Below are 25,344 nucleotides of genomic sequence, written 5' to 3'. Positions count from 1 at the left end.
TATCGAGCGCTAACGTAAGAGTCTCATCGAGATTAGATTGCGACTTGATTTGAGACTCCCCCATCTTATTGTGAACAATATGTAAATATTAAATGCAAAATCTGTCTAAAGTTTATGATTATCCTTGCAAATCATTGCTTAAGTTGATTGTTCTGAGTCGAAGAATGACTAGTAACAAATAGGTCATCGAGAGGAGTTACGGTTCAATAAAGGCGCTTTTTTGTACAAGGTCTTCTTATGCCATTAAAAATGACATTAATCGCGCTGGCTGTTATGACAGCGTCTTCTCAGCTTCAAGCTGATACTTCTCTCACACCTCCAGTTTCTCTTGCGCAAAGCTATCAAGATGGTATCGATGTATCTGAATATTGGTATAGCGAAAAACTCGACGGCATTCGCGCCTATTGGACAGGACAACATCTCGTGACGAGAAATGGTAACCGAATCTACGCTCCAGATTGGTTTATCGATTCACTACCTGACTATCCGTTAGATGGTGAGCTATGGGCGGGACGAGGCAATTTTCATCTCGTACAACAAACGGTTTTGGATAAAACGCCTGTGGAGTCAGCTTGGCGAAACATTGATTTTATGATCTTTGATATGCCGTATTCTGCTGGTGATTACCGGAAGCGTTATTACAACATCAAAGACTTAGTGCTCGAAGTAGACCAACCTCATATCAAATATGTCGAACACCGAGCGATCCAAAATGAAGCCCACCTGTTTACGCAATTGGATAAGATTTCGATATCCGATGGTGAAGGGGTGATGCTACGTAAGGTATCAAGTCGTTATCAAGCTGGACGTGGAAGTGATTTACTTAAACTGAAACGATACGCGGATGATGAAGCGCTAGTCGTGGGCTATAAGCCAGGCACGGGGCGTTTATTGGGTATGATGGGGGCGATGTTAGTTCGCTTGCCAGATGGTACAGAGTTTTACATTGGTAGTGGGTTTACCGATGAAGTGCGTCGTCAGCCTCCGAAAATAGGTTCAACCGTCACGTTCAGGTACAACGGTTTTACTCATACCGGTAAGCCACGTTTTGCCCGATTCTTGCGTGAGAGGCTGAAGGAATAGAACGCTCTGCACTTACTAGTTGCCAACGGTTACGCCGCACCGCTTGAAGAGACCCTGCCAAAACTGAACGTGGTTTAGGGTTTCTTGTCTAAAGGTTTTGTGTGCTTCTTTTATGCCATATTGATGACCGTGAAGTTGCATACGCTTTTCTATCAAGGTGGCACCATCATGAAGTTGCTTATAGGTACTGTCTAAATAGGCTAAGTAAGGTTGCACTTCTTCAACGTAAATAGATTGGAAGACATTTCTTAGGTAGCGGAACTGGGTCACGTCTCGGTTTGGTCCGCACAACACATTATTCTGATGTTGTTCAAGTAACTGAGTCGTAGCTTTTAGCCAGTGAGAAGCGTTTATCATCGAATAGTAAAGTCGTCCGATTAAACGAGATTTCTCTAGCTCTTCTTGATATTGCACAATCTCAATATCGGGCAGACGTGAAATGGCGCGATGAGGCAAGCCGTACATTTCACTGAAAAGGCGATAGACGTCGTTAATACGTGCAACATCATTTGGTGTTTCTTGAGATAGCCAATCCGACGCCGTTAGCTGCTTTTGCATTGCATCACTCGCGAGTAGTAAGTTGTCGAGATGAATGTCTAAATGTTGCCACTTAGTCGAATAAAGCTCTGTCAATGTAGTACGTTCTTCATCGCTGAGCTGAAATTCGGATAGACATCGATTCATGACTCGTAACAGTGAAGTTTGGTAATCAAAATCATGAAATGCATCCTGCACCTTACCAAGCTGTGAGTTTTTCTCGGCAAGTAGATTGAATAATCCACACTGGCGTAATTGGTAGCTTTCTAGTAAACCAATCGATAGCCTTGGCAATGGCTCGAATAAGTCACGTTTTGCAGGTATGGTCACCGTAGATTGCGATTCGATTGGAAGAGTAGGAGCGTCCAACACATTGGCGACACGTTGGTGATACTTGTCAAACATGGCGTTTTCTGGGTTGAACCAGCTATCGCAACCGTTAAGAAACAAGACTAAGAACAATAAAATAGACCGCACAAATATCCTTTTTATAACTTCGTATTCGTCACCCAGAGAGCAGACTCTACTGGCTCACAAGCTTGCTATAAGTATACTCAACAGCGTTATTATTCGATCAAAAAAGCCAGCGTGTGCTGGCTTTTTCTTATGATCACTGAACTGAAAAGTTCAATTGCACCTCTGGTTCTTGGCGGTGCATCCAGCGCATTCTTACCCCTAACATAAGTGCGGCAGAAGAAAGGCCGATGATAAAGCCTAGCCAGAAACCTTGCGCTCCCATTGGCTCGACGATCCAGTCTGTGCGGCCAAGGACGTAACCCATTGGTAAACCAAGAATCCAGTAGGCGATAAACGTACGGTTGAAGATGGCTCGCATATCTTTATAGCCACGTAGTGCACCTGCCGCGATTACCTGAACTGCGTCCGTACATTGATAAACAGCAGCAAATACGAGCAGTTGCATCGCTAGAGTGATGACTTCTGGGTTGCTAGTGTAAAGTTCGGCAATCCATTCACGAGACAATACGGTTAATATCGCTGTAAGAACAGATAGACCTAGACCAACCATGATGCCCACTCGTGAAGCAACGCGAGCGCCATCAACGTTTTCTTCGCCAAGTCGGTGTCCGACACGAATACTCACTGCCGCACCGATACTCATTGGAAGCATAAATACTAGCGACGAGAAGTTAATCGCAACCTGATGCGCAGCAACGATGATTGGTCCTAGTGGTGAGACCAATAGTGCAACGACAGCAAATAGTGTCACTTCAAAAAACAGCGCTGCTGCAACAGGAAAGCCGAGCCTGAACAGACGAACTTGCGCTTTCCATTGTGGTCGATGCCATTCACCAAATAAGTTGATGCTTTTAAGTCGATCTGATGTCATTACATAAAGCAATAGTAGGGCAAACATGACCCAGTAAACAATCGTGGTTGCGACACCACAGCCAATACCGCCTAATTCAGGTGCTCCAAACTTGCCATACACGAAAATCCAGTTTAGGGGAATGTTGAGCAGTAAACCGATAAAGCCAATGACCATTGCTGGTTTCGTCAATGACATACCATCCGTAAAGCTTCTAAGCGTTTGAAAAAGCAAGAAGGCAGGGACTGCTAAGATAACAGCATGAATGTACCCCACTGTTTTTTCTGCCATCAGCGTTTCAACATCCATAAATCCGAGAATAAATTGGGTTTGAAGCAGCACTGCAATAATCGGCACACTGATCAACAATGCCAAAACAACGCCTTGTTGAATTTCAAACGGGATTTTTACTCGACGACCAGAGCCATTTAACTGTGCGACAACAGGGACTAACGCCATTAACAAACCCACACCAAATAAAATGGATGGAAGCCAAATACTTGAAGCGACAGAAACCGCAGCCATGTCGGTGGCACTAACGCCTCCGGCCATAACGGTATCAACAAACCCCATACCAGTTTGAGCAACAGATGCGATCAATACCGGGGTCGCCAATTTGATGAGACTTGATGCTTCTTCTTTATAGCGATGCACGAAAAATACTCCAGAGCGGAACAATAAGTTGAAAGAATGAGAGCGCTCGAGGACAAAAGATGTGGTGAACTGATCTGATGGTTGATTTTAGTCACGATAAGGTGAAAAAATGCCTCGGAGAAACTCCGCGCAAATGATAAACAATTGTATGTTTATATTCCATAGTTAGGTTGCGAATAGTGGATAACACTAACTTAATGCTCGCTAAGCTAAGGATACGCTAATACTGAGAGCTGTAATAAATCATGTTAATGTTAGAAGCGTGTATGAGAACAATGCTCCATTTTTCAATAGGTCGTTGCTCTATAATCTACAGGTTTGATCTCGATACACAGTGCTGTGCTTAAGGCTCTGTCATCGATTGCAGCTTGTATGAAATCAATAGGTAAAAAGAATGTTTACAGGAATAGTTCAGGGTACGGCTAAGGTCGTTAAAATTGATAAAAAAGAACGCTTTCAAACGCATGTTGTCGAGTTAAGCGATGAGCTTTGTAAAGGATTAGAAATAGGAGCATCTGTCGCTCACAATGGCTGCTGCCTGACCGTGACCAATATTAATGGCAACCTTATCAGCTTTGATTTAATGCAAGCGACATTGGCTCTCACCAACTTAGGCGAGCTAGTTGAAGGTGACAACGTAAACATTGAGCGAGCTGCCAAGTTTGGTGATGAAATTGGCGGACACAGCATGTCTGGCCATATTAGTTTGATGGCTGACATTGTCGAGATCATCGATACGCCTAATAACCGCACTATTTGGTTCCAACTGCCGCAAGAATCAATGAAATATGTGTTAGCGAAAGGCTATATCGGCTTGGATGGTTGTTCTTTGACGATTGGTGAGGTTGAAGCGTGTCGTTTTTCAGTACATCTAATTCCAGAAACCTTGCAACGAACACTCTTTGGAGTAAGACAAGTAGGGGACCGCGTTAATATTGAGTTTGACCCTCAGACTCAAGCCATAGTTGATACTGTTGAGCGAGTTCTCGCAGCAAAACAGCTTTAGAATGATAAAAAGGAGCCAAGCGCTCCTTTTTAATTCAAGTGACTTTGTGTTTCCAACGCTTACATGCTCGAGTTGTTATTCGTAATTGTCATCGATAAACAGTTCGACTTTATCTTGCAGCTCATCTACTCGCATATTTAAGTGAATGGCATGGCAACAAGCTGGACAATCATCATAAAACTCTTGGTCACCATTACTTGCATCTAGTGTAATGCCGATTGAATGTCCACAATGGGGGCATTTGACATGCCTTTCGGTATAATTCTTCATACAACAACTCCTAATATCGCAGGGCTTTTTTTTAAACACTCTATTCTTTAAGGAAGTACAGCCCTTCACTTACTTTGCCTACAAGGAAAATAGGCACAATCCAAAGTTAAGTCTCCTTTGATATTAGGTGGAGTTGTTGCTAATTGAGTCGAAATAAGTATAAAACTTGACCCCAAACTCAACCTTGAGCTTAGGGTCATTTTCTGTAGTGATGTGCCTCGAGGTTTTACATCTTGAAATATGCAGTCGCTTCCAAATTAATAAGAAATAATTTTATTAATAACTTGTTGAGCCTGCTCCAAGTAATGGCCGCCAAATAAATTGCAATGGTTGAGAACATGGTAAAGGTTATAGATATCTTTACGCTCTTGATAACCAGCAGAAAGTGGCATAACAAATTCATAACCTTGATAAAATTCCGGCTGAAATCCACCAAACAGCTCAGTCATCGCAATATCACACTCCCTGTCACCCCAGTAGCAAGCGGGGTCGTAACAGATAGGGCCACATGCTGTGAGAGCCGCATTCCCATTCCATAAATCGCCATGCAGCAAGGAAGGCTCTGGAGCATGGTTTGCTAGCAGTTGTTTTACGACATCTATAAAGTCGTCGATATCAACTAAAGTGACGCCTTTTTCTTTAAGGAGCTGTAATTGCCATCCTATGCGTTGTTCAGCAAAGAAGACACACCACTTCTTGTGCCACTTATTGGGTTGTAGAGTGGACCCGAGATAGTTATCCGTATCAAAACCAAATTCCTTTTGCTCGCCCCATTGATGAAGGTGAGCTAATTGCTGTCCTAATTTAAAGCTGTTTGGGCCATCTTCTAATGGCTTTGTTGGAAGGTAGTTAAGAATTAGGAATGAGGCATTTTTGGTTTTACCAACCAACACAACCTCTGGAACAAATAGGGTGGATGTCTCACGCAAAAGATGCAGACTTTCTGCCTCAACTTCAAACTTAGACAAAAACTCGCGATCGTTAATTTTCACGAAATAGCGCTGTTCGCCGTCATTAATCATGTAGCTTTCACTGATATCCCCGCCAGACAGTCTTACTTTTTCCGTGATCTGGTACTCGAATAATAAAGTATCAGAAAGCTGTTGCGATATTGCTTGCCACATACAAAACCTCGCGAATCTATTTGACCACCAACAGTTTAGGATAAAAAGCAAGGTGTTGGCGCTAAGTTGAGCATACTTCGTAAAGAAACCTTCCTCTCAGTGTAGTCAATTTGTATAAATGTGAATCAAATCGCTTATAAGCCTCTGATTTGTCGGCATAGCATATGGAGATGAACGTATACAACAGGTATTATTATTTTTTTGACGTTAGTTCCATTGGTGACATGAAAATACTGATATGTGATGACTCAGCGGTTGCAAGAAAGCTCATTGCGCGCTCCATCGTACAAGATACATCATTGCACCTGATCGAAGCTCAAGATGGGTATGAGGCGCTAAATATTCTTGCGGAGCAAAATATCGATATTTTGTTTCTCGATTTAACGATGCCGATCATGGACGGTTTCGAAGTCCTCGAGTCATTACCTGTTAGTCATTACCAGACTAAAATCGTCATTATTTCTGGAGATGTTCAACAAGAGGCAAAACAGCGCTGCATAGAGCTAGGTGCTCAAGCTTTTATCGCTAAGCCTCTGACAGAAGAGCAGGTGATACCGCTCTATGAACAATTGGGGCTGCACTATGCGTTCAAGCCTAGCCATTCGATTGATCCTAAAAGCCAGATTTGCGAGGAGTTCTCCTCATTAGCCAAATTCCGCGAGATTGCAAACATTGCACTTGGTAAAGGGGCTGCGATTATGGCAGACCACTTACACGAGTTCATCCAACTTCCTGTTCCACATGTTGGTCCGTTATCCTATGGCGAACTTCATATGACGCTTGTCGACGTTGTTGGGCGTGATGGCTCCGTCGCGGTTGCGCAGAGGTTTGTTGGTGGCGGTATTCATGGTGAAGCTCTGGTGTGTTTACGTGGTAGAGACATCAATCAAATTGGCGAGAAGTTAGGCTATCTGCTTGAGTTTACACCTCATAATGAAATCATTTTGAATATCTCGAACTTACTGGTTTCGTCATTTCTCACATCGTTAGGGGATCAGCTCGACAAGCAATTCTCACTTCGTCAGCCAGGCATTGTGGATACGTTAACGCCTTATTGTGAAGAGCAGGGTGAATTAGGTGAGCTGTTTACTATCGAATACACTTACATGGCAGAAGCGCTCGATTTTGAGTGTGAGGTACTGTTTTTAATTGATAAACCATCCGTAGAAATTATTTATGAAATCATGGAGCTAATCTAATGTCCGATATTACGCTGGACATAGCAGACTTTCATTGGGTCACACAAATTCTCGATACGATGGATTCAGGGCTTATCGTGTTGGATCAAGAGTATAAGGTCTGTGTGTGGAACAGTTTTATGCAGTCATACAGTGGCGTTCTGTCACAAGAAATCCTTGGCCAATGTTTATTTGATCATTTTGAAGAGCTGCCAAAAACTTGGCTAGAAACCAAGATAAAAACCGCCGCCGATCTGGAAACTCGTTCCTTCTCTAGCTGGGAAAACCGACCGTACCTTTTTAAATTCAACAATTTTTCTCCGGTTTCAAACAGCAGTGATTTCATGTATCAAGACATCGTAATCACCCCGTTAATTGGGCTCTCAGGAGAGGTCAGCCACATTGCTATTCAAGTGAATGATGTCTCTGAAACGGCAAGAAATCGCATTCATTTGAAAGAAACAAATCAACATTTGTCTGAAATCAGTCGCAAAGATGGTTTAACAGGTTTATTTAATCGCGCTTATTGGGAGCAATCGCTGAAAGAAGAGTTTGCTCACCTAAAAGTTATCGACGGACCATGCTCATTAGTAATATTTGATATCGACCACTTTAAAAAAGTGAATGATACCTATGGTCACCCGACGGGAGATGAAGTCATTCGTCGTACTTCTTCGTTATTAAGAAAGACAGCAAGAAGCAGTGATGTGTGCGGTCGTTTTGGCGGAGAAGAGTTTACGGTATTGCTTCCTCATACGAATCAAGAACAAGCTTGCTATTTCGCGGAGCGTTTACGTAAAAGAATTGAGCAAGAGATCGTGAAAGTGGAAGATTTTTTGATTAATTACACGATAAGTATTGGTGTTTGCGAGTATAAACCTTATTTTGAAACTCACACTCAATGGTTAAAGAGTGCCGATGCTGCGTTGTATCGTGCAAAAGAAAACGGTCGTAACCAAACTTGTTTGCATGAAAATGACTGAAATACAAAAAGGTTTGAAGAAACTCTGTATCCGAACGCAGTGAGGCAAAGCGCAATTGTTTGAAAAACATCCAGTTGGTTCGTGAATGTTTGTTAATATGAAATAAGTTAATGAAATTTTCTCGGCATGTCTTACTATTGAAACTATTCCGCTTTCAGCTTCGAAGGCTTGCAATAAACGGAGAAAAACAGTGGTTTTAGAAACCGATGGATATCTCGCTCTTATCGAGCACTTGTCGCTAAATCTAGATATTTTCACGACTGAAATTGGCGACACTGGATCCGAAAGCATCGAAGATGTCGTCACCGATATGGTGGCTTCAAACATCATGGCGATCTTTGAGCAAAACCCAGAGCTTCACTCAAGCGTACGCTTCAAATTATTAAAAGAGGCGGATGCGGTTGTTGAAGATCTTGGTGAGATATTGGCTGGTGTATGGCATAAAAAAGCGACTAATGAACAGATCACGTTCCTTGATGAATACATCGCTTTGGTTAAAAACCTATTCGATACTGCCGTTGCTACTTACGATTGATATTGTTTGATACCAGTCATCTCCAATTCTAAAAGTAAGAAGAGTTACATCGTAACTCTTCTTACTTGCCAAAACCTAGATGCCCAGTATGGGTTGTCGATTCTTGAAATAATCACACCTTTAGACGTTGATGCATGCATGAACTGCTTATTACCCAAGTAAATCCCTACATGATAGGTCGTCCGTCTTGTCTTAAAAAACACCAAATCTCCTTGTTTGGCGTCCGTCCAATGTAATTCCACACCTTGTTTCGATTGTTGTCTCGTGGTCCTGGGTAACGATAGCTGATAAGCCTCGACAAAGGCTTTTTGCACAAATGCCGAGCAATCAATACCAGATTTTTGTGTGCCGCCTAAGCGATAAGGTGTGCCATGCCATTCTGTATAAAACTGGAACAAGTCAGGGTTATTGTCCAATAACTGATTTGTAGGTGTTGTCACTTGCACTTGCTCGCTAGGTTCAGGCCCAGAAGAGCAGGCGCTTAATAGCACACTGATTATCAAAGGAAAATATACTCGACGCAAATCACCACCTGTCATCTCTACGACTCACAACTGAAATATTAGTGTCATAACCAATCCATAGTATGGGCTGCAAATTACGGTTTTGTCTCACAAATGTGACGGAATCACTGCAAAACCGATTCAACCTTAAGAAAGAATAAAAATTGATTATGGCAAAGCGAAAACGCTCACGCACATCACTTTCACTGATTCAGGCTGTTAGTGCAACATTTTTAACTATCATAGCTCTTGTTATAGCCCTTTCTGTCTCAAGTTTCAAAGGAATGGAACAGGTAGGAGAGCAATTTGAAGACTTGTCGCAAAAAGCGTTACCAATCGCGATGGCGAACGCAAAGTTAACCAGGAATGTATTGGAGATGGTTAAGCTACTCAACCATGGTATGCAAATTACTGAGCCAAAAGAGTTGCCTCTAATAAAAGAGCAAATCGATTCACTTGCGACTCAAAGTAAAAGTTTGGTTGGAGAAGCTTCTGGTGTTGCTGAGCAACTCTCTGAGGAGTTAGATACAAATTTAGCGCGTTTACATAACATCACGCAGTCCATTTTACTGAAGCAATCTTCAGTGATAAAAATTCAAATGGATATTGATGCAGGAGTTGGCGGGTTCCGCTATGGACTCAGCTCTATCGGCCCGGAAATGAATCGAATTAGCTCGTTTCTTAGTGCCGAAAATCCTGAATCGAGTGATGCCGCCAACCGATTTATTGCCTCAGCGAGCTCAATGGAAAGTACGTTCTTAGTAATGATGATGCATTCTGAACTGAGCAAAGCCGAAAAAGAATACCGAGAAATGCGTAACCGTATTGCAGGTATTAATCTCGCCTATGAAGATTTCCAGTCTTTACATCCAGAAGTAAGCGAATACGCAAGCCTAACGGCACCGTACGAGATGGTGAAGCAAGGCTTTAGTGAAAAGGGCGTGCTGCGTTTGATCCTCGCCAAACTAGAACAAGGGGAATTGCAACGTTCAGAGTTTAAACAGGCTTCGATTCTTGCGGATGAAACCATGCGGTTGCTTGATCAAATATCACAAGCTGCTGGTGAGTTGATTGCGGATAAAGAGAGTGTGGTCAATGAGACCATTGAGTCAGTGAGTGTTATGATCGTTTTTGCAGCGTGTGTGATTTCTTTCATTATTCTGATCACTTGGTTTAGCCTGAAGTCATGGACAAACCGAGGGTTAAGGAATGTACTAACGCGTCTTTCTGCACTTACCGAGCATGACTTCTGTGACAATGCACAAGAGGTTGGTCCTTATGAACTAAAAGAAGTGGCACGAAAACTAAACCAAGTGATTGATTCAACAAACAACTCTATCCAAACAGTTACACGTAACTGTGAGACGCTTTATCAGACGGCCGAAGTAAGCCACAGTGCAGCTGAACAAACGAGCGATGGGTTGACGACACAAAATGAAGCGTTGGCGAGCATGATCACGACCATTACGCAACTTGAAGCCTCCATTCGTGAAATAGCAACAGTGACAAATGCCTCGTCACAGGACTCGATGCTTGCTACCCAGCACACTGCAAAAGGCGTTCAAGTTGTGGAACAAAACCGTGAACGTTTGGAATCACTTGAACGCTCTTTGGATATGAATGAACAATCTATGTTAGAGCTAGACCAACGTGTTAAGCAGATTCGTGAAATGGTCGACATGATCAGTGGTATTGCTGACAACACAAACTTGCTTGCTCTCAACGCAGCAATAGAAGCCGCTCGAGCTGGTGAACAAGGGCGTGGGTTTGCTGTTGTCGCGGATGAAGTCCGCAAACTAGCAAGTGATACTTCTCAACAAACAACGAATATCCGAGCAATGATGAGTGAGCTTATTACCGCAGCAGAGCGTTCTCGCCAAGCGGTAAGTGATTCAAGAGAAGAAATGGCCCATGCGCTGCATTCCAGCAATGAAGTGAAATCGACATTCTCTGATATCAACCTTGCGGTTAAACACATTCAAGAGCGTGTTGAGCAAATCTCAGTTGCTACAGAAGAACAAGAACGTGCGACGGCGGACGTGTCTCAATCCATCAATAATATTTCCGAGCTTGGAGAGCGTACAAAGTTACAACTTGAATCCATGGTAGAGAGCTCTGAACAAGTGGCAGAAATTGCAGGGCATCAACAAGCAATGTTGCATAAATACGAGCTACATCAGTCCGCATAAGTGACATGTTTTCATCTTCTAAAAGCAGAACTTCGGTTCTGCTTTTTGTTGCTTCTACGCACCCTCTGATTGCTATTCAAATCGCAAAAGTGAGTTATATCGCATCTTGCTCATTTCTTAAGGGCTGAGTTATCACTACGTGGTGTTAATGCTATCTCGGTGAAACAAGATGACTAGAATGTTGTCCGAATTCAAAGGAATGAATCATGCAATTATTACAAAGAGCTAGCCTTATACTGGTTAATCATCAGCAAGAACTTTTGCTTATTCAGCGTTTTCAAAACGATAGACACTATTGGGTTTTCCCCGGCGGTAGTGTTGAAGTTGGAGAGCAGCCTGTTGAAGCTGCGAAAAGAGAAGCGCTGGAAGAAACCTCATTGGAACTCAATCGGATCCAAAAGGTTTTTGAGCTCGAAAACCAAGGTCGCTTAGAAACCTATTTTCTTTCATATGTAGGGAACTCAAAAGTGAAAATGGGGGGGGGGCCGGAACAAACCAGACAGTCAGACGTTAATCAGTACCATTTAAAGTGGGTGCGTGTAGAGCAACTTCATGCGATTCCTTTATATCCAGAACAAGCCAAAGCTTTCTGCTTAAACAACGAGGAGTGGTTTTGTGATCGATAAAGTTTGTCCCGTCGTTCTGCGTAAGCAAAACCAAGAGCTCCTACTTTTTAAACATCCGTTGGCGGGTATTCAGTTCGTCAAGGGTACTGTTGAAGTGTTTGATGAAAGTTACATCACAGCCGCTAAGCGGGAGCTCGCTGAAGAATCTGGAATTACGCACGTTATCTCCGCTCGGTATTTATGCTCATGGGACAGTGGCTTTCAAAATCAAGTATGGCATTTTGTTTTGTGCGAGTGTGCTGACCTAGAGGATTCATGGACGTTTCATACACAAGACGATGGCGGACATGATTTTGCGTTCTTTTGGCACGATATAGGGAGCGATATTTCCTCACAAGCGCATACCGTTTTTCAGAACGCACTGGAAAAAGTTCGAAAACTGATAGACCAAGGAGCGGTTTGAATGAGACTTCTGTTCTAACATTGGTGTATTTGAGCGAAATGCCAAAGCTAACACTATGCTTCTATCAGGAGCGAATAAATTTCTTTCGCACGCCTCACGTACTGTTTAAAGGCACTGTCGATCTCAAAAATGGCTATGAGATTACAAATGTTTAACTGACTTCTATATGCTTTGCGCATTCATTCAGATAAGGAAACGATAATGGATAAATTCGTCGTGTTTCTCTTATGCCTTTTTATGACAGTTGGCGGTGTGGTTCATCTTTATGACAACATTGCTAACGGTTTTTTGCCTTATGATTTTGCGCCACGCTGGTTGAATATTTATTGGAGCTCATTGGGGCTGTTAGACTTACTAGCTGTGTATCTGTTGGTGAAGCACCGTCGTTCCGGATTAGTACTTATGCTATTGATTCTGACGACCAATGTTATTTTTAGCTCGCACGCTCACTATGCATTAGAAATATTAGACAACAATGCCGCACTTCAAATGAAAACACTCTTTTTAGGTTTTTCATTCGGCGTGTCTATCTGGTTATGGAACGCGCGTAAACATCGACAATCACGCCAGATATTTCGTTAACTTTCACTTTTCATCACTCAATTAAGGATAGTAAACAGGGATTCGTTATGAACGATTTTAAAGACTTGGCCAGTTTCGCTGGTTTCAGCGTACTGACAGGTTTAAGCTTTGGTACCACTTTCTTCAGTCTGGCTTTTCTATACAGCTCAATAGAAGCACAACAAGCAATGAATACTAATGCTTTGGTGTGCACGGTGCTTGGTGTGGTTGGTTTATTTGTTGGTATTACTCAGTTAAACAAAAAACGTCAACTAACGGAGAGTGAATCCACTAGCTAGCATCGCAAGGATGAAGTGGTGTTTAACTGGTTGGTGTTTAGGTTTAGTCTATTCGCTTTGTTTACGCACTTCATCCACAAAAACTTTTCTTCAACTGTTGCGTCTTCTTCGGTTATAGCGAAAAGGTTGAGTTAACAGCTTGTCTAATCGTTGTTCTGCTTCATTCCTAATTTCCGGTATACCAATTACGACATCATCATGGCCAAGTTCAGGCTGAGCTCGATATGTCCCAAAAAGTCGGTCCCAAACAGAAAGGAAGAAACCGAAATTCGAGTTGGTTTCTTTTGCTATCACGGAATGATGAACGCGATGCATGTCTGGCGTCACTATGACGTTTCGCAGTTTCTGATCCGCTGATAAAGCCAGTTTTGCATTACTGTGATTAAACATCGCACTGGCATTGAGCACTATTTCGAATACCACGATAGCGATAGGAGAAACGCCTAAGATAAATACAGTGGCAATTTTGACACCCATCGAGATGATGATTTCGATGGGATGAAAACGTGCGCCTGTGGTGACGTCTATGTCGAGATCGGCATGGTGCATTCGATGAAGCTTCCACAGTGGCTTTACATAGTGAAAGACCACATGCTGAACGTAAATGACGAAATCAAGCAGAATAACCGCTAGAAGCACGTTTAACCAAGCGGGCAGGGAGAGCAAATTAAATAGTCCCCATTGTTGCTCCTGAGCGATAATTGCAGCTTGAAAGGCGGCGATAGGCATGACTAACGCAACAATCAAGCTATTCACAGCAACCAGTGATAAGTTATTGACCCAGCGAAACCCGCGTGAAGCGGTAAGTGTTTTTCTCGGCAGTTTGTTTTCCCAAAGGGCACAAAGTAATAATACGCCGAGAAAAAAGCCTAATCTTATCCACGAGGGATCTTGAAACGTCGTTTCTGTCACTGTCATTTCCTTATTTATTACTTTATCTATGACCGAGATAAGAGTGAAATTATTTCAACAAACAGTAAGGTGCTTTGAAGGGCTTATCTTGAGGCGAAACCATAATGTCAGTAGAATCGCGCTCTACTTTTTACTTGGCATTACTTACCATGAGAATTCACGCTTTCCACCGTTTATATCAGTACCGACAATCTATCTCAACCAAGCCTTTCAACGCGCGTGGATGTAAAGTGGTTCGTTGCCAATATTGCCAGGTTTCTGAGCAACACTGTTTGTGCGATCTTCAGCCAAACATCAAGGCTAATATTGCATGTATGTTGATTGTTTCTGAAAACGAAGTATTTAAGCCAAGTAATACCGGTCGTCTAATTGCTGATACGATTCAAGAGACTTACGTGTATCAATGGAACCGAACAGAACCGTCTGAGGAGATGCTGGAGCTACTACAGGATGACAACTACCAACCAGTGATTGTATTTCCTGCAGACTATGTGGATGAACCATCTCGTTTAATTGAAGATCTGGAGCCTGCGCGATTAATAAACGAAGAGGCTCAGAACAAAAAATGGTTGCTGATCTTTATTGATGGTAGCTGGCGTGAGGCACGAAAGATATTCCGTCGTTCTGACTTTCTTAAATCTTTGCCTGTGCTTTCTATTGAGCCAGAATCTCTGTCTGAATACATCATGCGCCGTTCTGAGAATGAGCAGCATCTTTCAACCGCCGAAGTCGCGACGTTAGTTTTGAAACAAGCCGGTGAGAATAAAGCATCGGAATGCCTGCAGTTGTGGTTTGAAGCCTTTAGAGAAACCTACATGTTGACCAAGACCCGAGTCAAAAACGATCCCAACCGACCGCATTTAAAGCGTTTCAAAGAGTGGGTGAAAACCGAGAGCTGACTCTAAGGAATGAACTTTTGTTGATGGCATGTTGTTCAACTGGATGCGGTGAGGGGATAAATCTGCATTCGGTCACGGTTTGCAGGCGTACAGATATGGATAATGCCACTAGTTTATACTTTTGACTCCAGCCATTTTTGGAGTCGTTTAAGCATTTTTTAGGAGAGAAATACATGTATTACGGCTTTGATGTCGGTGGCACTAAAATTGAATTTGGTGCATTTAACGAGAAGCTTGAGCGTGTAGCGACGGAACGTGTACCTACACCAACAGACAACTACGAGCTGCTGGTTGATACCATTGCGGAATTGGTTAACAAATACGATGCAGAGTTTGGTTGCGAAGGCACAATTGGTCTTGGCCTACCAGGCATGGAAGACGCAGACGATGCAACGGTATTAACGGTTAACGTTCCTGCGGCGAAAGGCAAACCACTGCGCGCGGATCTTGAAGCGAAAATCGGTCGCAGCGTAAAGATTGAAAACGATGCGAACTGTTTTGCGCTATCAGAAGCATGGGACGAAGAGCTTCAAGATGAGCCTTCTGTACTTGGTTTGATCCTTGGTACTGGTTTTGGTGGTGGTTTTATCTACGATGGTAAAGTCTTCTCTGGTCGTAACCACGTCGCGGGTGAGGTGGGTCATACTCGTTTACCTATCGATGCTTGGTTTCACTTAGGCGAAAACGCACCTCTGTTGGGCTGTGGTTGTGACAAGAAAGGTTGTTTAGACAGTTACCTTTCTGGTCGAGGCTTCGAGCTGCTCTACGCCCATTACTACGGTGAAGAGAAGAAAGCGATCGACATCATTAAAGCGCACGCAGAAGGTGAGGCGAAAGCTGTTGAGCACGTTGAGCGTTTTATGGAGTTGCTGGCTATCTGTTTTGCAAACATCTTTACAGCGACTGACCCACATGTTGTTGTGCTGGGTGGTGGTCTTTCCAACTTCGAATTGATTTACGAAGAGATGCCAAAGCGTATTCCTAAGTACCTGCTTTCTGTCGCGAAGTGTCCGAAGATCATCAAAGCAAAACACGGTGATTCAGGTGGTGTACGTGGCGCTGCGTTCCTAAACATCAAGTAGTGACTGAAACCTTACTCGATAAAGTAAGAAGAAATTTAAAGCCCCGTTTAGACCATCAAGGTAACACGGGGCTTTTTACTTATATATCGAAGTAACTCATATACCCAAGTAATTTCGGTATGCTCGGGTATAGAGCACGAACAAAAATAGCATGTATAAAAAAACTCGCGACGAATCGCGAGTTTTCTGTTTGCAGCTAAGCTTATTTGTTCTTTTTGCCTACGCCTAGGTTTTCTTTTTGAGCTAGGGTGATTTTACTAAAGCCTAATTTTCTGAAGTAGTTATCGCGGTAGTTGCGCACCGCTTTAGTGTCAGACACTGCTTCAATTTGTTGCTCCATCTTTAGGAACTCAGTGATATCGATACCTTCTGCTTCTGCAACCGCTTCTTGAATGTTGCGGTGCTGCTGGTATGAGAACGTCAGTTCTTTGTCTTGGTCTTTGTAAGTGTAAAGAATGGTGCGAGCCATAGCTGTCTCTCTGAAAAGGTTTCTGTATTAAACAAAAAGGCCAGACTCGCTGACCTTTGAATTTCTAGTTTGGGCTAGATTCTGCCTTGAAGTGGGATAATTGTCACGCTTTCTCCCGCTTTTACTGTATCAATAGCTGGGGAGACTTCGATCAAACAGTTCGCCTCACTCATTGAGCGCAAAATACCAGAGCCTTGCTTGCCTGTTGTACGAACGGTTAAACGGCCAGTGTTATCAAGTTCATAGATTCCTCGACTAAACTCGGTACGACCTTGTCGAGAGCGAAGATTCTCAGTCGCGATGGCGTTCACTTTCAGAGGCTTCCAGCCTTGTTCGCCTTGCATCTTACGCAGTGCAGGCTCGACAAAGTTAATGAAAGAGACCATCACGGCAACAGGGTTGCCCGGCAGACCAAAGAACGGCTTGTTGTTGATTTGACCAAACGCTAGTGGCCGTCCCGGACGCATGTTGATTCGCCAAAAATCGATTTGACCAAGTTTATCCAAGGCAAGTTTGATGTAATCCGCATCACCAACGGATACGCCACCAGAAGTCATAACCACGTCCGCTTGCGCCGATGCGTTTTCCAACGCTTCAATCATTAACTGTTCGTTGTCTTCCAGAATACCGAAATCCAAGATCTCGCAGCCGAGCTTTTCAAGCATGCCCATGATGGTAAAACGGTTGGAATCGTAGATAGAATTCGCTTTTTGCTCTGTTCCCGGCGCTTGTACTTCGTCACCGGTGGAGAACACGGCAACTTTCAATTTGCGGAACACATTCGCTTCACCAAAACCGAGAGAAGCGATCATGCCCATTTCTGGAGAGGCTAGGCGAGTGCCTGCGGTAAAGACGTCACTGCCGATAGCGAGATCTTCACCTGCTTGACGAACGTTTTGGCCTGCTTTGATATTCGCACCATTAAAGGTGACCTTGTCACCTTCTTGAGAGGCTTGCTCACGCATGACCACTGTGTCGCCGTTAAGTGGTGTTGGTGCGCCGGTCATGATCTTCACCGCTTGACCAACTTCCAGAGGCTGATCGTAAGCATGGCCCGCCATCACTTTAGCAACCACTTGGTAGCTATCGCGCTCAATATCATCACTGCGGATGGCATAACCGTCCATCGCGGAGTTGGTGTATTGCGGCACACTTACTGGTGAAATGATATGTTCCGCGAGAACGCGGCCATAGGCGTTTTCAATCTTGCATGCTTCTATTTCCGAAACCGTGTTCACCAAAGAAAGGATTTTTTCTTGGCCTTGAACCACAGAAAGGAAAGCAGGAGAAAGTGTGTCGCAACATGCGGCGTCTTTCTCTTTAGATTTTGGTGCTTTTGCATCTTGAACGTATTGGAGAACAAATTGAGCGATGGCATTCAAATCATTGATGTTCATTTGTGGCAGTTCAGAGTCCAACTCCGCACTGTCGGAAGCGATAGCAATGATGTTTTCATCGTGAGGGTAAAGCCAAGGCTTACCCACTTCTTCACGGTGCAATTCAATTTTAGGAAACGCGATGTTTTTACAGCCTTCGACCAAAACTACATCGAGGTTGTCTTCATCAAAACGTGTTAATAGGTATTCAAACTCTGCTTCGGCTTCTGGCGTTTCTGTCATTAACGCAAAACGGTTGCGAGAAGCAATCAGCATTTGAGACGCGCCAGCTTTGCGTAAACGGTAGCTGTCTTTACCCGGCTTATCGACATCGAAGTTATGGTGTGCGTGTTTTAGCATACCGATGCGTAAACCTGCTTCGGTCAACTTTGGTAGTAATGCTTCAAGTAGTGTAGTTTTGCCCGTACCAGAGTAGGCAGCAAAACCAAGAATAGGGATGTTTAGCGTGTGTTTCATGATTCAAGTTGTCCAAATTGCGCCAGTTCTTCAGGCGTATTTAAGTTGACGAAACAGTTTGGTGAGTCGCTAAAGTCAACGTAACTGGTGTTGCACTCTTTGTAGAGTAGGATGATCTTACGATCGCCACGTTCTAAAAACGCGGTCAGCTTTGGCAGTACGCGTTTGTGGTAGAGCGTGAAAACAGGTTGCTGATGGTCACCATCATGAGCGACCAAAATATCACTGTCTTCTTTGGCGGCTTGGCAGAAACGCTCGACAAGGTCGGTGTTAATTTGTGGGCTATCGCAAGGTACAAATCCAACCCAGTCAGTTTCAGCATGCATCAAACCCGCGTGAATACCGCCCATAGGCCCAGGGAAATCTTTGAATTGATCACTAAATACGAAACCAAATTTGCTGTACGCATCTTGGTTTCGGTTGGCATTAATTAAAATGCGTGGTGTTTGTGGAGATAAACGTTCAATAACGTGTTCGATGAGTGGCTTCTGATTTAATTCAATCAGACCTTTATCTTTTCCACCCATACGGCTGGCTTGGCCACCAGCCAAAATGACCCAACTAGTTTGTGTTGGTTGAAGCATATGCATTCTCTTGGGATATTTCTTTTGGTATGACATACAACAGAGGAGACTCTATCAAAGTCTTGTCTTTAATCCACCACTGTTTTTTACACAAGTCGGTCAGTGCGTTGGCCTGATGGCTTGTCACCACGATACTCGAACCACGATCCAAAAGATCTTTCGCCATCACCACCAATCGTTCAATGGATTCTTGGTCTAAAGACGCACTTGGCTCATCCATCAATAAAATCGACGGTTTTAAGATCCAAGCCCTTGCCATGGCAACGCGCTGTTTTTCACCGCCGGACAACACGGAAATATGTTCGTCCGCTAAGGTTTCTAAACCTACCATGCGCAGCGCGTGAATAACTTGAGCTCGCTTATCTTTTGGTGTGTCTTGTTGATATTTCACTCCATAAACTACGTTCTCATATACAGTGCCGTCAAAAAGGTAAGGAGATTGATGGAGATAAATCACATCGACACGACCATTGCGACGCGTCAGTCTTTTCAGCCACGTATCTTTTGGCGCAACAACATCGCCAGTAGAAGGTTTGAGCAAACCAGCAAGGATTTTGAGTAGGGTAGTTTTGCCCACACCATTGTCACCCTTGAGATAAATGGCATCATTTGGGCCGATGGCTAACTCAGGGATGTGGAAAAGCACACGCTCTTTAAAGCGCATGGATAACTGCTCGGCGGTGATTTTTATAGTCATAATGCGCCTCTACATGGGGTTAATGGTGAGTCGTTTGTTTGCTTCATGTTCTATGTTCTGAGGTAGCCTTTGCCTCTCATGCTTGATAAGAAGAAGTTTAGTGCCAACGCTAAAGATAGTAATACAATTCCTAATGCAACTCCTTGCGCAAAAGCACCTTTGCTGCTTTCCATTGCGATAGCAGTGGGAATATTTCGCGTCACGCCCATAATGTTTCCGCCTACCATCATTGAGCAGCCCACCTCGGTTACGATACGAGAGAACCCTGCAATGATAGCTGCAAGTAGAGGAAAGCGGGTTTCCCAAATCATCGTAGCGGCCACGCGCGGAATAGAGGCGCCTAGGGTGATGGCGGTTTCCACTGCACGACGGTCGCTAGATTGCAATGCACCATGCATCATCGATACCAAAACAGGGAAACAGATCACCATTTGGCCGAAAATCATCGCCTTCTGAGTGAACAGCATTTGCCAGTTTCCCCAAGGGCCAGCGCGCGACAGCAACATGTACAGCAACAGGCCAATCACGACGGTAGGGACCGCTTGCAGCGTATTCACGATCGACAGCAAAAACCATTTACCGCGAAAGTCGGTATACGCCAGTACAAATGACATCAAAATAGCCGGCAATACCACTAAGGATATTGCCGTGATAGAAACACTAAAGGAGACCGCAACGATCTCCCATAAGTCTGCATCAAAATTCACCAGTAAGCGAAGCGCTTCCAGTGTTGTATCAGCAAGATTCATATTGCGTTATTTGCTCTCAGCATTCGCAACAAACAGTTGTTTACCGTTTAGGCGGAAACCATTGATAAGTTCCTGTCCGCGAGGGTTCACCAACCAATCACTGAATGCTTTCGCGCCTTGGTAGTTGATTGTTGGGTAACGCTCAGGATTAACAAGAATAACTTGGTACGGGTTAAACAGTCTTTCATCGCCTTGGAACAGAATTTCTAGATCCAATTTGTTTTGATAAGCCAACCATGTGCCGCGGTCTGTCATGGTGTAGCCTTGCATTTCAGACGCCATGTTCAGAGTTGGGCCCATACCTTGACCTACGCTGCGGTAACCGCCAAAGTTTGGTTCGATTTTAGTTTGAGCCCAGAAGCCCATTTCTTTTTTGTGCGTACCAGAATCATCGCCGCGAGAGATGAACGTTGCGTTTTTGTTTGCGATCTCTTTGAATACATCTAACACGCCTTCGTCATTTTTGATTTTTGCTGGGTCAGCTTTCGGGCCAACAATTACAAAGTCGTTATACATCAGTTTACGAGGTAGAACGCCGTAGCCTTTCTCAACGAATGTGCCTTCGGCTTTTGGTGCGTGTGTCATCACCAAATCTACGTCACCGTTTTCGCCCATTTTTAAGGCCTTGCCAGTACCCGCAGCGATAACATCGACTTTGTAGCCCGTGTCTTTCTCAAATTGTGGAAGCAGGTAATCAAGTAACCCTGAATGGTAAGTACTGGTAGTGGTTGCTAGGCGAACGTGCTCGCCATCTTGAGCGGAAAACGCAGAGTAACTTACAAGCGTGATTGACGTCGCAGCCAGAGTTAGCGCAATTTTTTTCATTTTTATGTGTTCCTTTCCAATGATTATTTGGCATTTCTCCCGATGTATTGGAAGAGGCCTCTTGGGCGAGAGCGATTAGTTCAAAGTGCAAGTTGCCTTAGGGTGTTGGAATAACAAACACCAACATCCTGAGATCACTTGAATACGCCCTGTAGCTACCTTATAGCAAACAAGATGCCAACCTTTTACAAGCGAAAAGTGCTCGATTTATGCACTAAATCATGGGGTTATTTGCACAAAAGTTTGCGTTGGTACAAAATGTCGCACTTTTTGTAGGGTATCTCTGTTTAAACTTGGTACACTCTGTCCCATCCGAAGCCATCTGGGGTAAATATGTCTACTCAATCCCATATTAGTACAAACCAACAATATAACGCCTTTTCCGTACTGGTCGTTGATGATGAATTGGGCATGCAAGCCATTTTGAAAAAGGCATTGGGGAAGCTTTTCTCACATGTCGACACTGCTGGCAGCATCGAAGAAGCAGAGCAACTGCGTAATTCTCGACATTATGATCTGATTTTACTGGATATTAATCTGCCGGGGCGCTCTGGGATTGAGTGGGAAGAAGCGTTTGAAGATGACGACAAACGTGCCGATGTGATCTTCATGACGGGCTATGCGGATTTAGAGATTGCTATTCGCGCACTTCAACTTGGTGCTTCTGACTTTATCCTCAAGCCCTTCAACCTAGAACAAATGCTAAAAGCGGTCAGTCGCTGCATGGACCGACGTCTAAACGAGCGCATGCAGTACGCCATGAAGCGCGATTACCAACGTCACAATACCTCCGAGATCATCGGTGGTTCAGAGAAAACGCGTCAGCTTAAGCAGCTTATTAACCAGTTTGCACCGTCGCGTGCTTCTGTTTTGGTCGAAGGTGAGTCGGGTACGGGTAAAGAGCTGGTTGCGCGAGGTATTCACCAAGCGAGTGGGCGAACGGGCCCATTTGTGCCAATCAACTGTGGCGCCATTGCGCCAGAGCTACTTGAAAGTGAGTTATTTGGTCATACATCGGGCGCGTTTACCGGTGCAAAAAAATCTCGTGAAGGTTTGTTCCGCGTAGCAAATGGCGGCACCTTGTTCCTCGATGAAATCGGGGAAATGCCACTTGCAATGCAAGCGTCGCTGTTACGCGTTTTGGAGCATCGTACTATCCGTCCTGTTGGTTCAGAAAAAGAAATCAGCATTGATGTCCGTATTGTTGCAGCAACCAACCGAAACCTTCAAGAAGAGGTCAATCAAGGCAACTTCCGCAGTGACCTGTATTACCGTTTAAACGTTCTGAAAATTGAAGTGTGTCCTCTGCGTGAGCGCAAAACCGATTTGTTTGAGCTCGTGCCATTTTTCAGCAATATGCTGACGCGGGAGCTTGGTATGCCTGCGCCAAAATGGGCGCACGAGGACATGGAAGCTATGAGTGAGTACGATTGGCCAGGCAATATTCGTGAGCTGAAAAACTTGATTGAGCGATGCATTTTGCTCGGTAAGCCGCCAGCGCATTATTGGCGGGAGCTGAATGGTGGACACTCATTGCCTAATGTGTCGATTACCGTTTCTCATTCTGCTGAACTACCGACGTTTAAAGAAGGTAGAGAGTTCACTGGTGAGGGGTATCCAAACAACTGGACACTGAAAGAAGTCGAAAAAGCGCATATAAAACAGGTTGTTAATTTGCACGAAGGCAACAAATCAGCCGCTGCCCGTGACTTAGGCGTGGCGCGTAAGACCTTAGAACGTAAGTATAAAGAATGGGATTCTGAGGATGAGGAATATGCCGACTAACGGCCCACAGCACAAAGGATTGTCGAAATGGACGCACCGTTTTAAAACCATGGTGCGTTATCGCTTATTATTTTTAACCTCCGCACCTATCTTTCTGACTTTGATAGCCCTGATCGGGATTACCATTTATTGGTCCATCCATTATACGTGGCAAAATGCACTGCTGGATGTTTCTGAACGTCTTGGTGTTGCGAATAACAGCGTAACGTTGTTACAGCAAAAGCAATCGAATTACGTACGTGCGTTTGCTGACTCATACGATTTTCGTATTCGCATCAATCAAGGGATACCGCAAGATGAGCTGCAAAAGTGGGTCACTGAGCAGAAGAAAAGATATGCTTTAGATTTTCTCTCTTTCCAACGCGTCAACTCGATGGAAAACAAATTCCGCTTTATGGATCTCACTAAGCGAGAATCGTTTTTTGATGTACTCAATAAAGAAGAACTCGAACGCCTCGATCCTGAACTCGCTAAACGAGCGGAAGTGCCTATTCTTGCCGATGGGAGCATGGAAGCACGTGGGCTAGTCAGTCGAACCGTGATTCCTGTGCATAGCCAAACGAATGATTTGATCGGCTTTCTTGATGGTGGTTTGCTTCTCAATAACAGCACTGTATTGGTAGATCAAATTCGCGACTTAATCTATCTCAGCGATAATGATCGCCTTCGTCCCGTTGGCACATTGACCGTATTTCTTGATGATTTGCGTGTGAGCACCAACGTTCCTCTAGACAGCGAGCATAGGTTAGGGCGCGCCATAGGCACTCGCGTGAGCGCAGAAGTGTATAACCAAGTACTTTCAAAAGGTGAGCAGTGGGTTGACCGAGCCTATGTGTATGACGCTTGGTATATTACGGCATATCAACCGATCAAAGACCAATACGACAACGTCATTGGTATGCTTTATACCGGTTACCTAATGTGGCCATTCGTTAAAGCCTACATGACCAACATTGCAGAAATTAGCTTGATTACGGTTATGTTATTGCTGGTTTCCGGCGTGATGGTATATCGCGGTTCTTGTGATCTGTTTCGACCGATCGAACGCATCCATAAAGTGGTGAAGCAGGTCCAACAAGGAAAAGAAAAACGGATTGGTCCGTTGGGATTGGATGCCGATCATGAACTTGCGCAGTTAGCCAGACAGTTTGATGATATGTTAGACGCGCTAGAAGAGCGCAAAATTGAACTGAAGAACTCCGCAGCGCAACTTGAATGCAAAGTTCAAGAGCGTACGGCAAGCCTTAGAGAAAAAACCCAAGATCTAGAGCTGCATATTCAATTGCTTAACCAAACCCGCGACAAACTCGTTGTTCATGAAAAACTGGCAGCACTGGGAGAACTCACCGCGGGGATTGCTCACGAAATCAATAACCCAACCGCCGTGATCCTTGGCAACGTGGAGTTGATCCACTTTGAGTTGGGTGACGATGCAAGTCGAGTACAAGAAGAGATTGATGCGATTCACGCGCAAATCGACCGTATTCGCAATATCACGCGCAGTTTATTGCAATACAGTCGCCAAGGTGGTGTTCAAGATGAAATCACTTGGCAACATGTCAATCCTATCATTGATGAAAGCATCACCTTGGTTAAAACGGGCACCAAGAAACGCGACGTCGAGTTTGTGACTGATCTACAAGCGCATACGTCCGTTGAGATAAACCGTCACCACTTGCTACAAATCTTAGTTAATTTGCAAATGAACGCCATTCACGCAATGAACGGCAAAGGCACTTTAACAGTAGTCAGTGAAGACTGGATTGAAGAGGGAGAAGTGAAAGGAGCCGCGATTCATGTTATTGACGAGGGTTGCGGTATTAAGCCAGAAAACTTGAATCGAATCTTCTCACCATTTTACACAACGAAGCGAGAAGGTACAGGATTGGGACTGTCGGTCTCTCAAAGTATCCTCAGCCAAACGGGTGGTGAGCTAAAAGCCGAGTCGGAATGGGGAAAGGGCAGTAAATTCAGTATTTATTTACCTAAAAAAGCCGAGCTGATCCTAGAGGTGACGAATATCGCTTAGTCACTTGTTGTAAGCATTACGGAAGAAAGAGCCAGTTATAATACTGGCTCTTTTTTGTATTCAATGACGCATTTGTGCTTGAGCTTTTTGCTTTGAAGAAGCACTGCGATGGTTTCACTAGCGATGAATTAATAAAAACAACACTTGCAGTATGTAGCATGAACAAGTACCGTTGCCCGGTT

Annotated in this window: 26 protein-coding genes; 14 read left to right on the top strand and 12 right to left on the bottom strand. The window is 44.1% G+C overall.

The genetic code is table 11. The features are described from left to right. Positions 1–237: 237 nt before the first annotated feature. Entirely contained in the window at positions 238–1,083 is an 846-nt protein-coding gene (locus FKN16_RS03815; protein ID WP_048626372.1) for a DNA ligase, read from the top strand. Positions 1,084–1,098: 15 nt separating this feature from the next. On the opposite strand, the gene FKN16_RS03810 is transcribed toward FKN16_RS03815, so the two are convergent. Further along, positions 1,099–2,097 (bottom strand): DUF3080 domain-containing protein, encoded by a 999-nt coding sequence (locus FKN16_RS03810; protein ID WP_170902036.1) that lies wholly within the window; start codon positions 2,095–2,097, stop codon positions 1,099–1,101. 133 nt (positions 2,098–2,230) lie between these two features. Next, complete coding sequence (locus tag FKN16_RS03805) at positions 2,231–3,601, bottom strand: MATE family efflux transporter (RefSeq protein ID WP_065646737.1); 1,371 nt, start codon at positions 3,599–3,601, stop codon at positions 2,231–2,233. 394 nt (positions 3,602–3,995) lie between these two features. Here FKN16_RS03805 and FKN16_RS03800 point away from each other — a divergent pair, with 394 nt between their 5' ends. Further along, positions 3,996–4,607: a riboflavin synthase subunit alpha gene (locus tag FKN16_RS03800; protein WP_170902035.1), complete on the top strand. Its 612-nt coding sequence runs from the start codon at positions 3,996–3,998 to the stop codon at positions 4,605–4,607. A gap of 75 nt (positions 4,608–4,682) precedes the next feature. Here FKN16_RS03800 and FKN16_RS03795 read toward each other — a convergent pair whose 3' ends face one another. Then, positions 4,683–4,877: a CPXCG motif-containing cysteine-rich protein gene (locus FKN16_RS03795; RefSeq protein ID WP_005396219.1), complete on the bottom strand. Its 195-nt coding sequence runs from the start codon at positions 4,875–4,877 to the stop codon at positions 4,683–4,685. A 257-nt stretch (positions 4,878–5,134) separates the two neighbouring features. After that, positions 5,135–6,001 (bottom strand): fructosamine kinase family protein, encoded by an 867-nt coding sequence (locus FKN16_RS03790; protein ID WP_170902034.1) that lies wholly within the window; start codon positions 5,999–6,001, stop codon positions 5,135–5,137. 224 nt (positions 6,002–6,225) lie between these two features. Here FKN16_RS03790 and FKN16_RS03785 point away from each other — a divergent pair, with 224 nt between their 5' ends. The 3 genes from FKN16_RS03785 (at position 6,226) to FKN16_RS03775 (ending at position 8,697) form a co-directional block, all read left to right on the top strand. Further along, positions 6,226–7,200, top strand: a complete 975-nt coding sequence (locus FKN16_RS03785) for a response regulator (RefSeq protein ID WP_005396215.1) — start codon at positions 6,226–6,228, stop codon at positions 7,198–7,200. Next, the gene (locus tag FKN16_RS03780; RefSeq protein ID WP_005396213.1) at positions 7,200–8,162 is read left to right on the top strand and encodes a diguanylate cyclase; all 963 of its coding nucleotides are present in this window, start codon (positions 7,200–7,202) and stop codon (positions 8,160–8,162) included. Before FKN16_RS03785 ends, FKN16_RS03780 begins: the two co-directional genes overlap by 1 nt. A gap of 190 nt (positions 8,163–8,352) precedes the next feature. Then, positions 8,353–8,697 carry a DUF3802 family protein gene (locus tag FKN16_RS03775; RefSeq protein WP_005396212.1) on the top strand — a complete coding sequence of 115 codons (345 nt, stop codon included), beginning with the start codon at positions 8,353–8,355 and terminating at the stop codon, positions 8,695–8,697. 44 nt (positions 8,698–8,741) lie between these two features. Here FKN16_RS03775 and FKN16_RS03770 read toward each other — a convergent pair whose 3' ends face one another. Next, positions 8,742–9,236 carry an NlpC/P60 family protein gene (locus tag FKN16_RS03770; protein WP_170902033.1) on the bottom strand — a complete coding sequence of 165 codons (495 nt, stop codon included), beginning with the start codon at positions 9,234–9,236 and terminating at the stop codon, positions 8,742–8,744. Between the two features lie 134 nt (positions 9,237–9,370). On the opposite strand from FKN16_RS03770, the gene FKN16_RS03765 reads away from it, so the two are divergent. From FKN16_RS03765 to FKN16_RS03745, 5 genes are all read left to right on the top strand, one after another. After that, positions 9,371–11,389, top strand: coding sequence for a methyl-accepting chemotaxis protein (locus FKN16_RS03765; RefSeq protein WP_170902032.1), 2,019 nt, complete (start codon positions 9,371–9,373; stop codon positions 11,387–11,389). Between the two features lie 206 nt (positions 11,390–11,595). After that, entirely contained in the window at positions 11,596–12,015 is a 420-nt protein-coding gene (locus FKN16_RS03760; RefSeq protein ID WP_170902031.1) for an NUDIX domain-containing protein, read from the top strand. After that, complete coding sequence (locus FKN16_RS03755) at positions 12,005–12,418, top strand: NUDIX domain-containing protein (RefSeq protein WP_170902030.1); 414 nt, start codon at positions 12,005–12,007, stop codon at positions 12,416–12,418. The genes FKN16_RS03760 and FKN16_RS03755 overlap by 11 nt, the downstream gene beginning before the upstream one ends. Before the next feature lie 201 nt (positions 12,419–12,619). Continuing rightward, positions 12,620–13,000: a hypothetical protein gene (locus FKN16_RS03750; protein WP_065646732.1), complete on the top strand. Its 381-nt coding sequence runs from the start codon at positions 12,620–12,622 to the stop codon at positions 12,998–13,000. A gap of 47 nt (positions 13,001–13,047) precedes the next feature. Then, on the top strand, positions 13,048–13,278 hold the full coding sequence (locus FKN16_RS03745; RefSeq protein WP_170902029.1) for a hypothetical protein: 231 nt from the start codon (positions 13,048–13,050) through the stop codon (positions 13,276–13,278). 90 nt (positions 13,279–13,368) lie between these two features. Here the strand turns inward: FKN16_RS03745 and FKN16_RS03740 are convergent, their stop codons facing one another. Then, the gene (locus FKN16_RS03740) at positions 13,369–14,190 is read right to left on the bottom strand and encodes a sterol desaturase family protein (protein WP_012841839.1); all 822 of its coding nucleotides are present in this window, start codon (positions 14,188–14,190) and stop codon (positions 13,369–13,371) included. Positions 14,191–14,339: 149 nt separating this feature from the next. Here FKN16_RS03740 and FKN16_RS03735 point away from each other — a divergent pair, with 149 nt between their 5' ends. Together FKN16_RS03735 and nagK are read left to right on the top strand one after the other, a co-directional pair. Next, complete coding sequence (locus FKN16_RS03735) at positions 14,340–15,089, top strand: tRNA-uridine aminocarboxypropyltransferase (protein ID WP_170902312.1); 750 nt, start codon at positions 14,340–14,342, stop codon at positions 15,087–15,089. Between the two features lie 173 nt (positions 15,090–15,262). Further along, positions 15,263–16,171 (top strand): N-acetylglucosamine kinase, encoded by a 909-nt coding sequence (nagK, locus tag FKN16_RS03730; protein ID WP_005495063.1) that lies wholly within the window; start codon positions 15,263–15,265, stop codon positions 16,169–16,171. Between the two features lie 202 nt (positions 16,172–16,373). Here nagK and FKN16_RS03725 read toward each other — a convergent pair whose 3' ends face one another. From FKN16_RS03725 to FKN16_RS03700, 6 genes are all read right to left on the bottom strand, one after another. Further along, positions 16,374–16,640, bottom strand: coding sequence for a DUF2960 domain-containing protein (locus FKN16_RS03725; RefSeq protein ID WP_005377584.1), 267 nt, complete (start codon positions 16,638–16,640; stop codon positions 16,374–16,376). A 74-nt stretch (positions 16,641–16,714) separates the two neighbouring features. Next, positions 16,715–18,493 (bottom strand): bifunctional molybdopterin-guanine dinucleotide biosynthesis adaptor protein MobB/molybdopterin molybdotransferase MoeA, encoded by a 1,779-nt coding sequence (locus FKN16_RS03720; protein ID WP_170902028.1) that lies wholly within the window; start codon positions 18,491–18,493, stop codon positions 16,715–16,717. Next, positions 18,490–19,077 carry a molybdenum cofactor guanylyltransferase MobA gene (mobA, locus tag FKN16_RS03715; protein ID WP_025534433.1) on the bottom strand — a complete coding sequence of 196 codons (588 nt, stop codon included), beginning with the start codon at positions 19,075–19,077 and terminating at the stop codon, positions 18,490–18,492. The genes FKN16_RS03720 and mobA overlap by 4 nt, the downstream gene beginning before the upstream one ends. After that, the gene (locus FKN16_RS03710) at positions 19,055–19,774 is read right to left on the bottom strand and encodes an energy-coupling factor ABC transporter ATP-binding protein (RefSeq protein ID WP_074191453.1); all 720 of its coding nucleotides are present in this window, start codon (positions 19,772–19,774) and stop codon (positions 19,055–19,057) included. The genes mobA and FKN16_RS03710 overlap by 23 nt, the downstream gene beginning before the upstream one ends. Before the next feature lie 50 nt (positions 19,775–19,824). Further along, positions 19,825–20,523: an ABC transporter permease gene (locus FKN16_RS03705; RefSeq protein WP_170902027.1), complete on the bottom strand. Its 699-nt coding sequence runs from the start codon at positions 20,521–20,523 to the stop codon at positions 19,825–19,827. Between the two features lie 6 nt (positions 20,524–20,529). After that, positions 20,530–21,348 (bottom strand): substrate-binding domain-containing protein, encoded by an 819-nt coding sequence (locus FKN16_RS03700; protein WP_170902026.1) that lies wholly within the window; start codon positions 21,346–21,348, stop codon positions 20,530–20,532. Between the two features lie 333 nt (positions 21,349–21,681). Between FKN16_RS03700 and FKN16_RS03695 the strand changes: the two genes are divergently transcribed. Together FKN16_RS03695 and FKN16_RS03690 are read left to right on the top strand one after the other, a co-directional pair. Further along, complete coding sequence (locus tag FKN16_RS03695) at positions 21,682–23,133, top strand: sigma-54 dependent transcriptional regulator (protein ID WP_170902025.1); 1,452 nt, start codon at positions 21,682–21,684, stop codon at positions 23,131–23,133. Then, on the top strand, positions 23,123–25,162 hold the full coding sequence (locus FKN16_RS03690; RefSeq protein ID WP_170902024.1) for a cache domain-containing protein: 2,040 nt from the start codon (positions 23,123–23,125) through the stop codon (positions 25,160–25,162). Before FKN16_RS03695 ends, FKN16_RS03690 begins: the two co-directional genes overlap by 11 nt. Positions 25,163–25,344 lie beyond the last annotated feature (182 nt).

Origin of the sequence: Vibrio sp. 11-4(1) (assembly GCF_013048625.1) — a bacterium.
In the GTDB taxonomy this organism is placed as follows: domain Bacteria; phylum Pseudomonadota; class Gammaproteobacteria; order Enterobacterales; family Vibrionaceae; genus Vibrio; species Vibrio diabolicus.
Note: the sequence above shows the minus strand (reverse complement) of the source record. Positions and strands in the feature narration are given on the sequence as shown.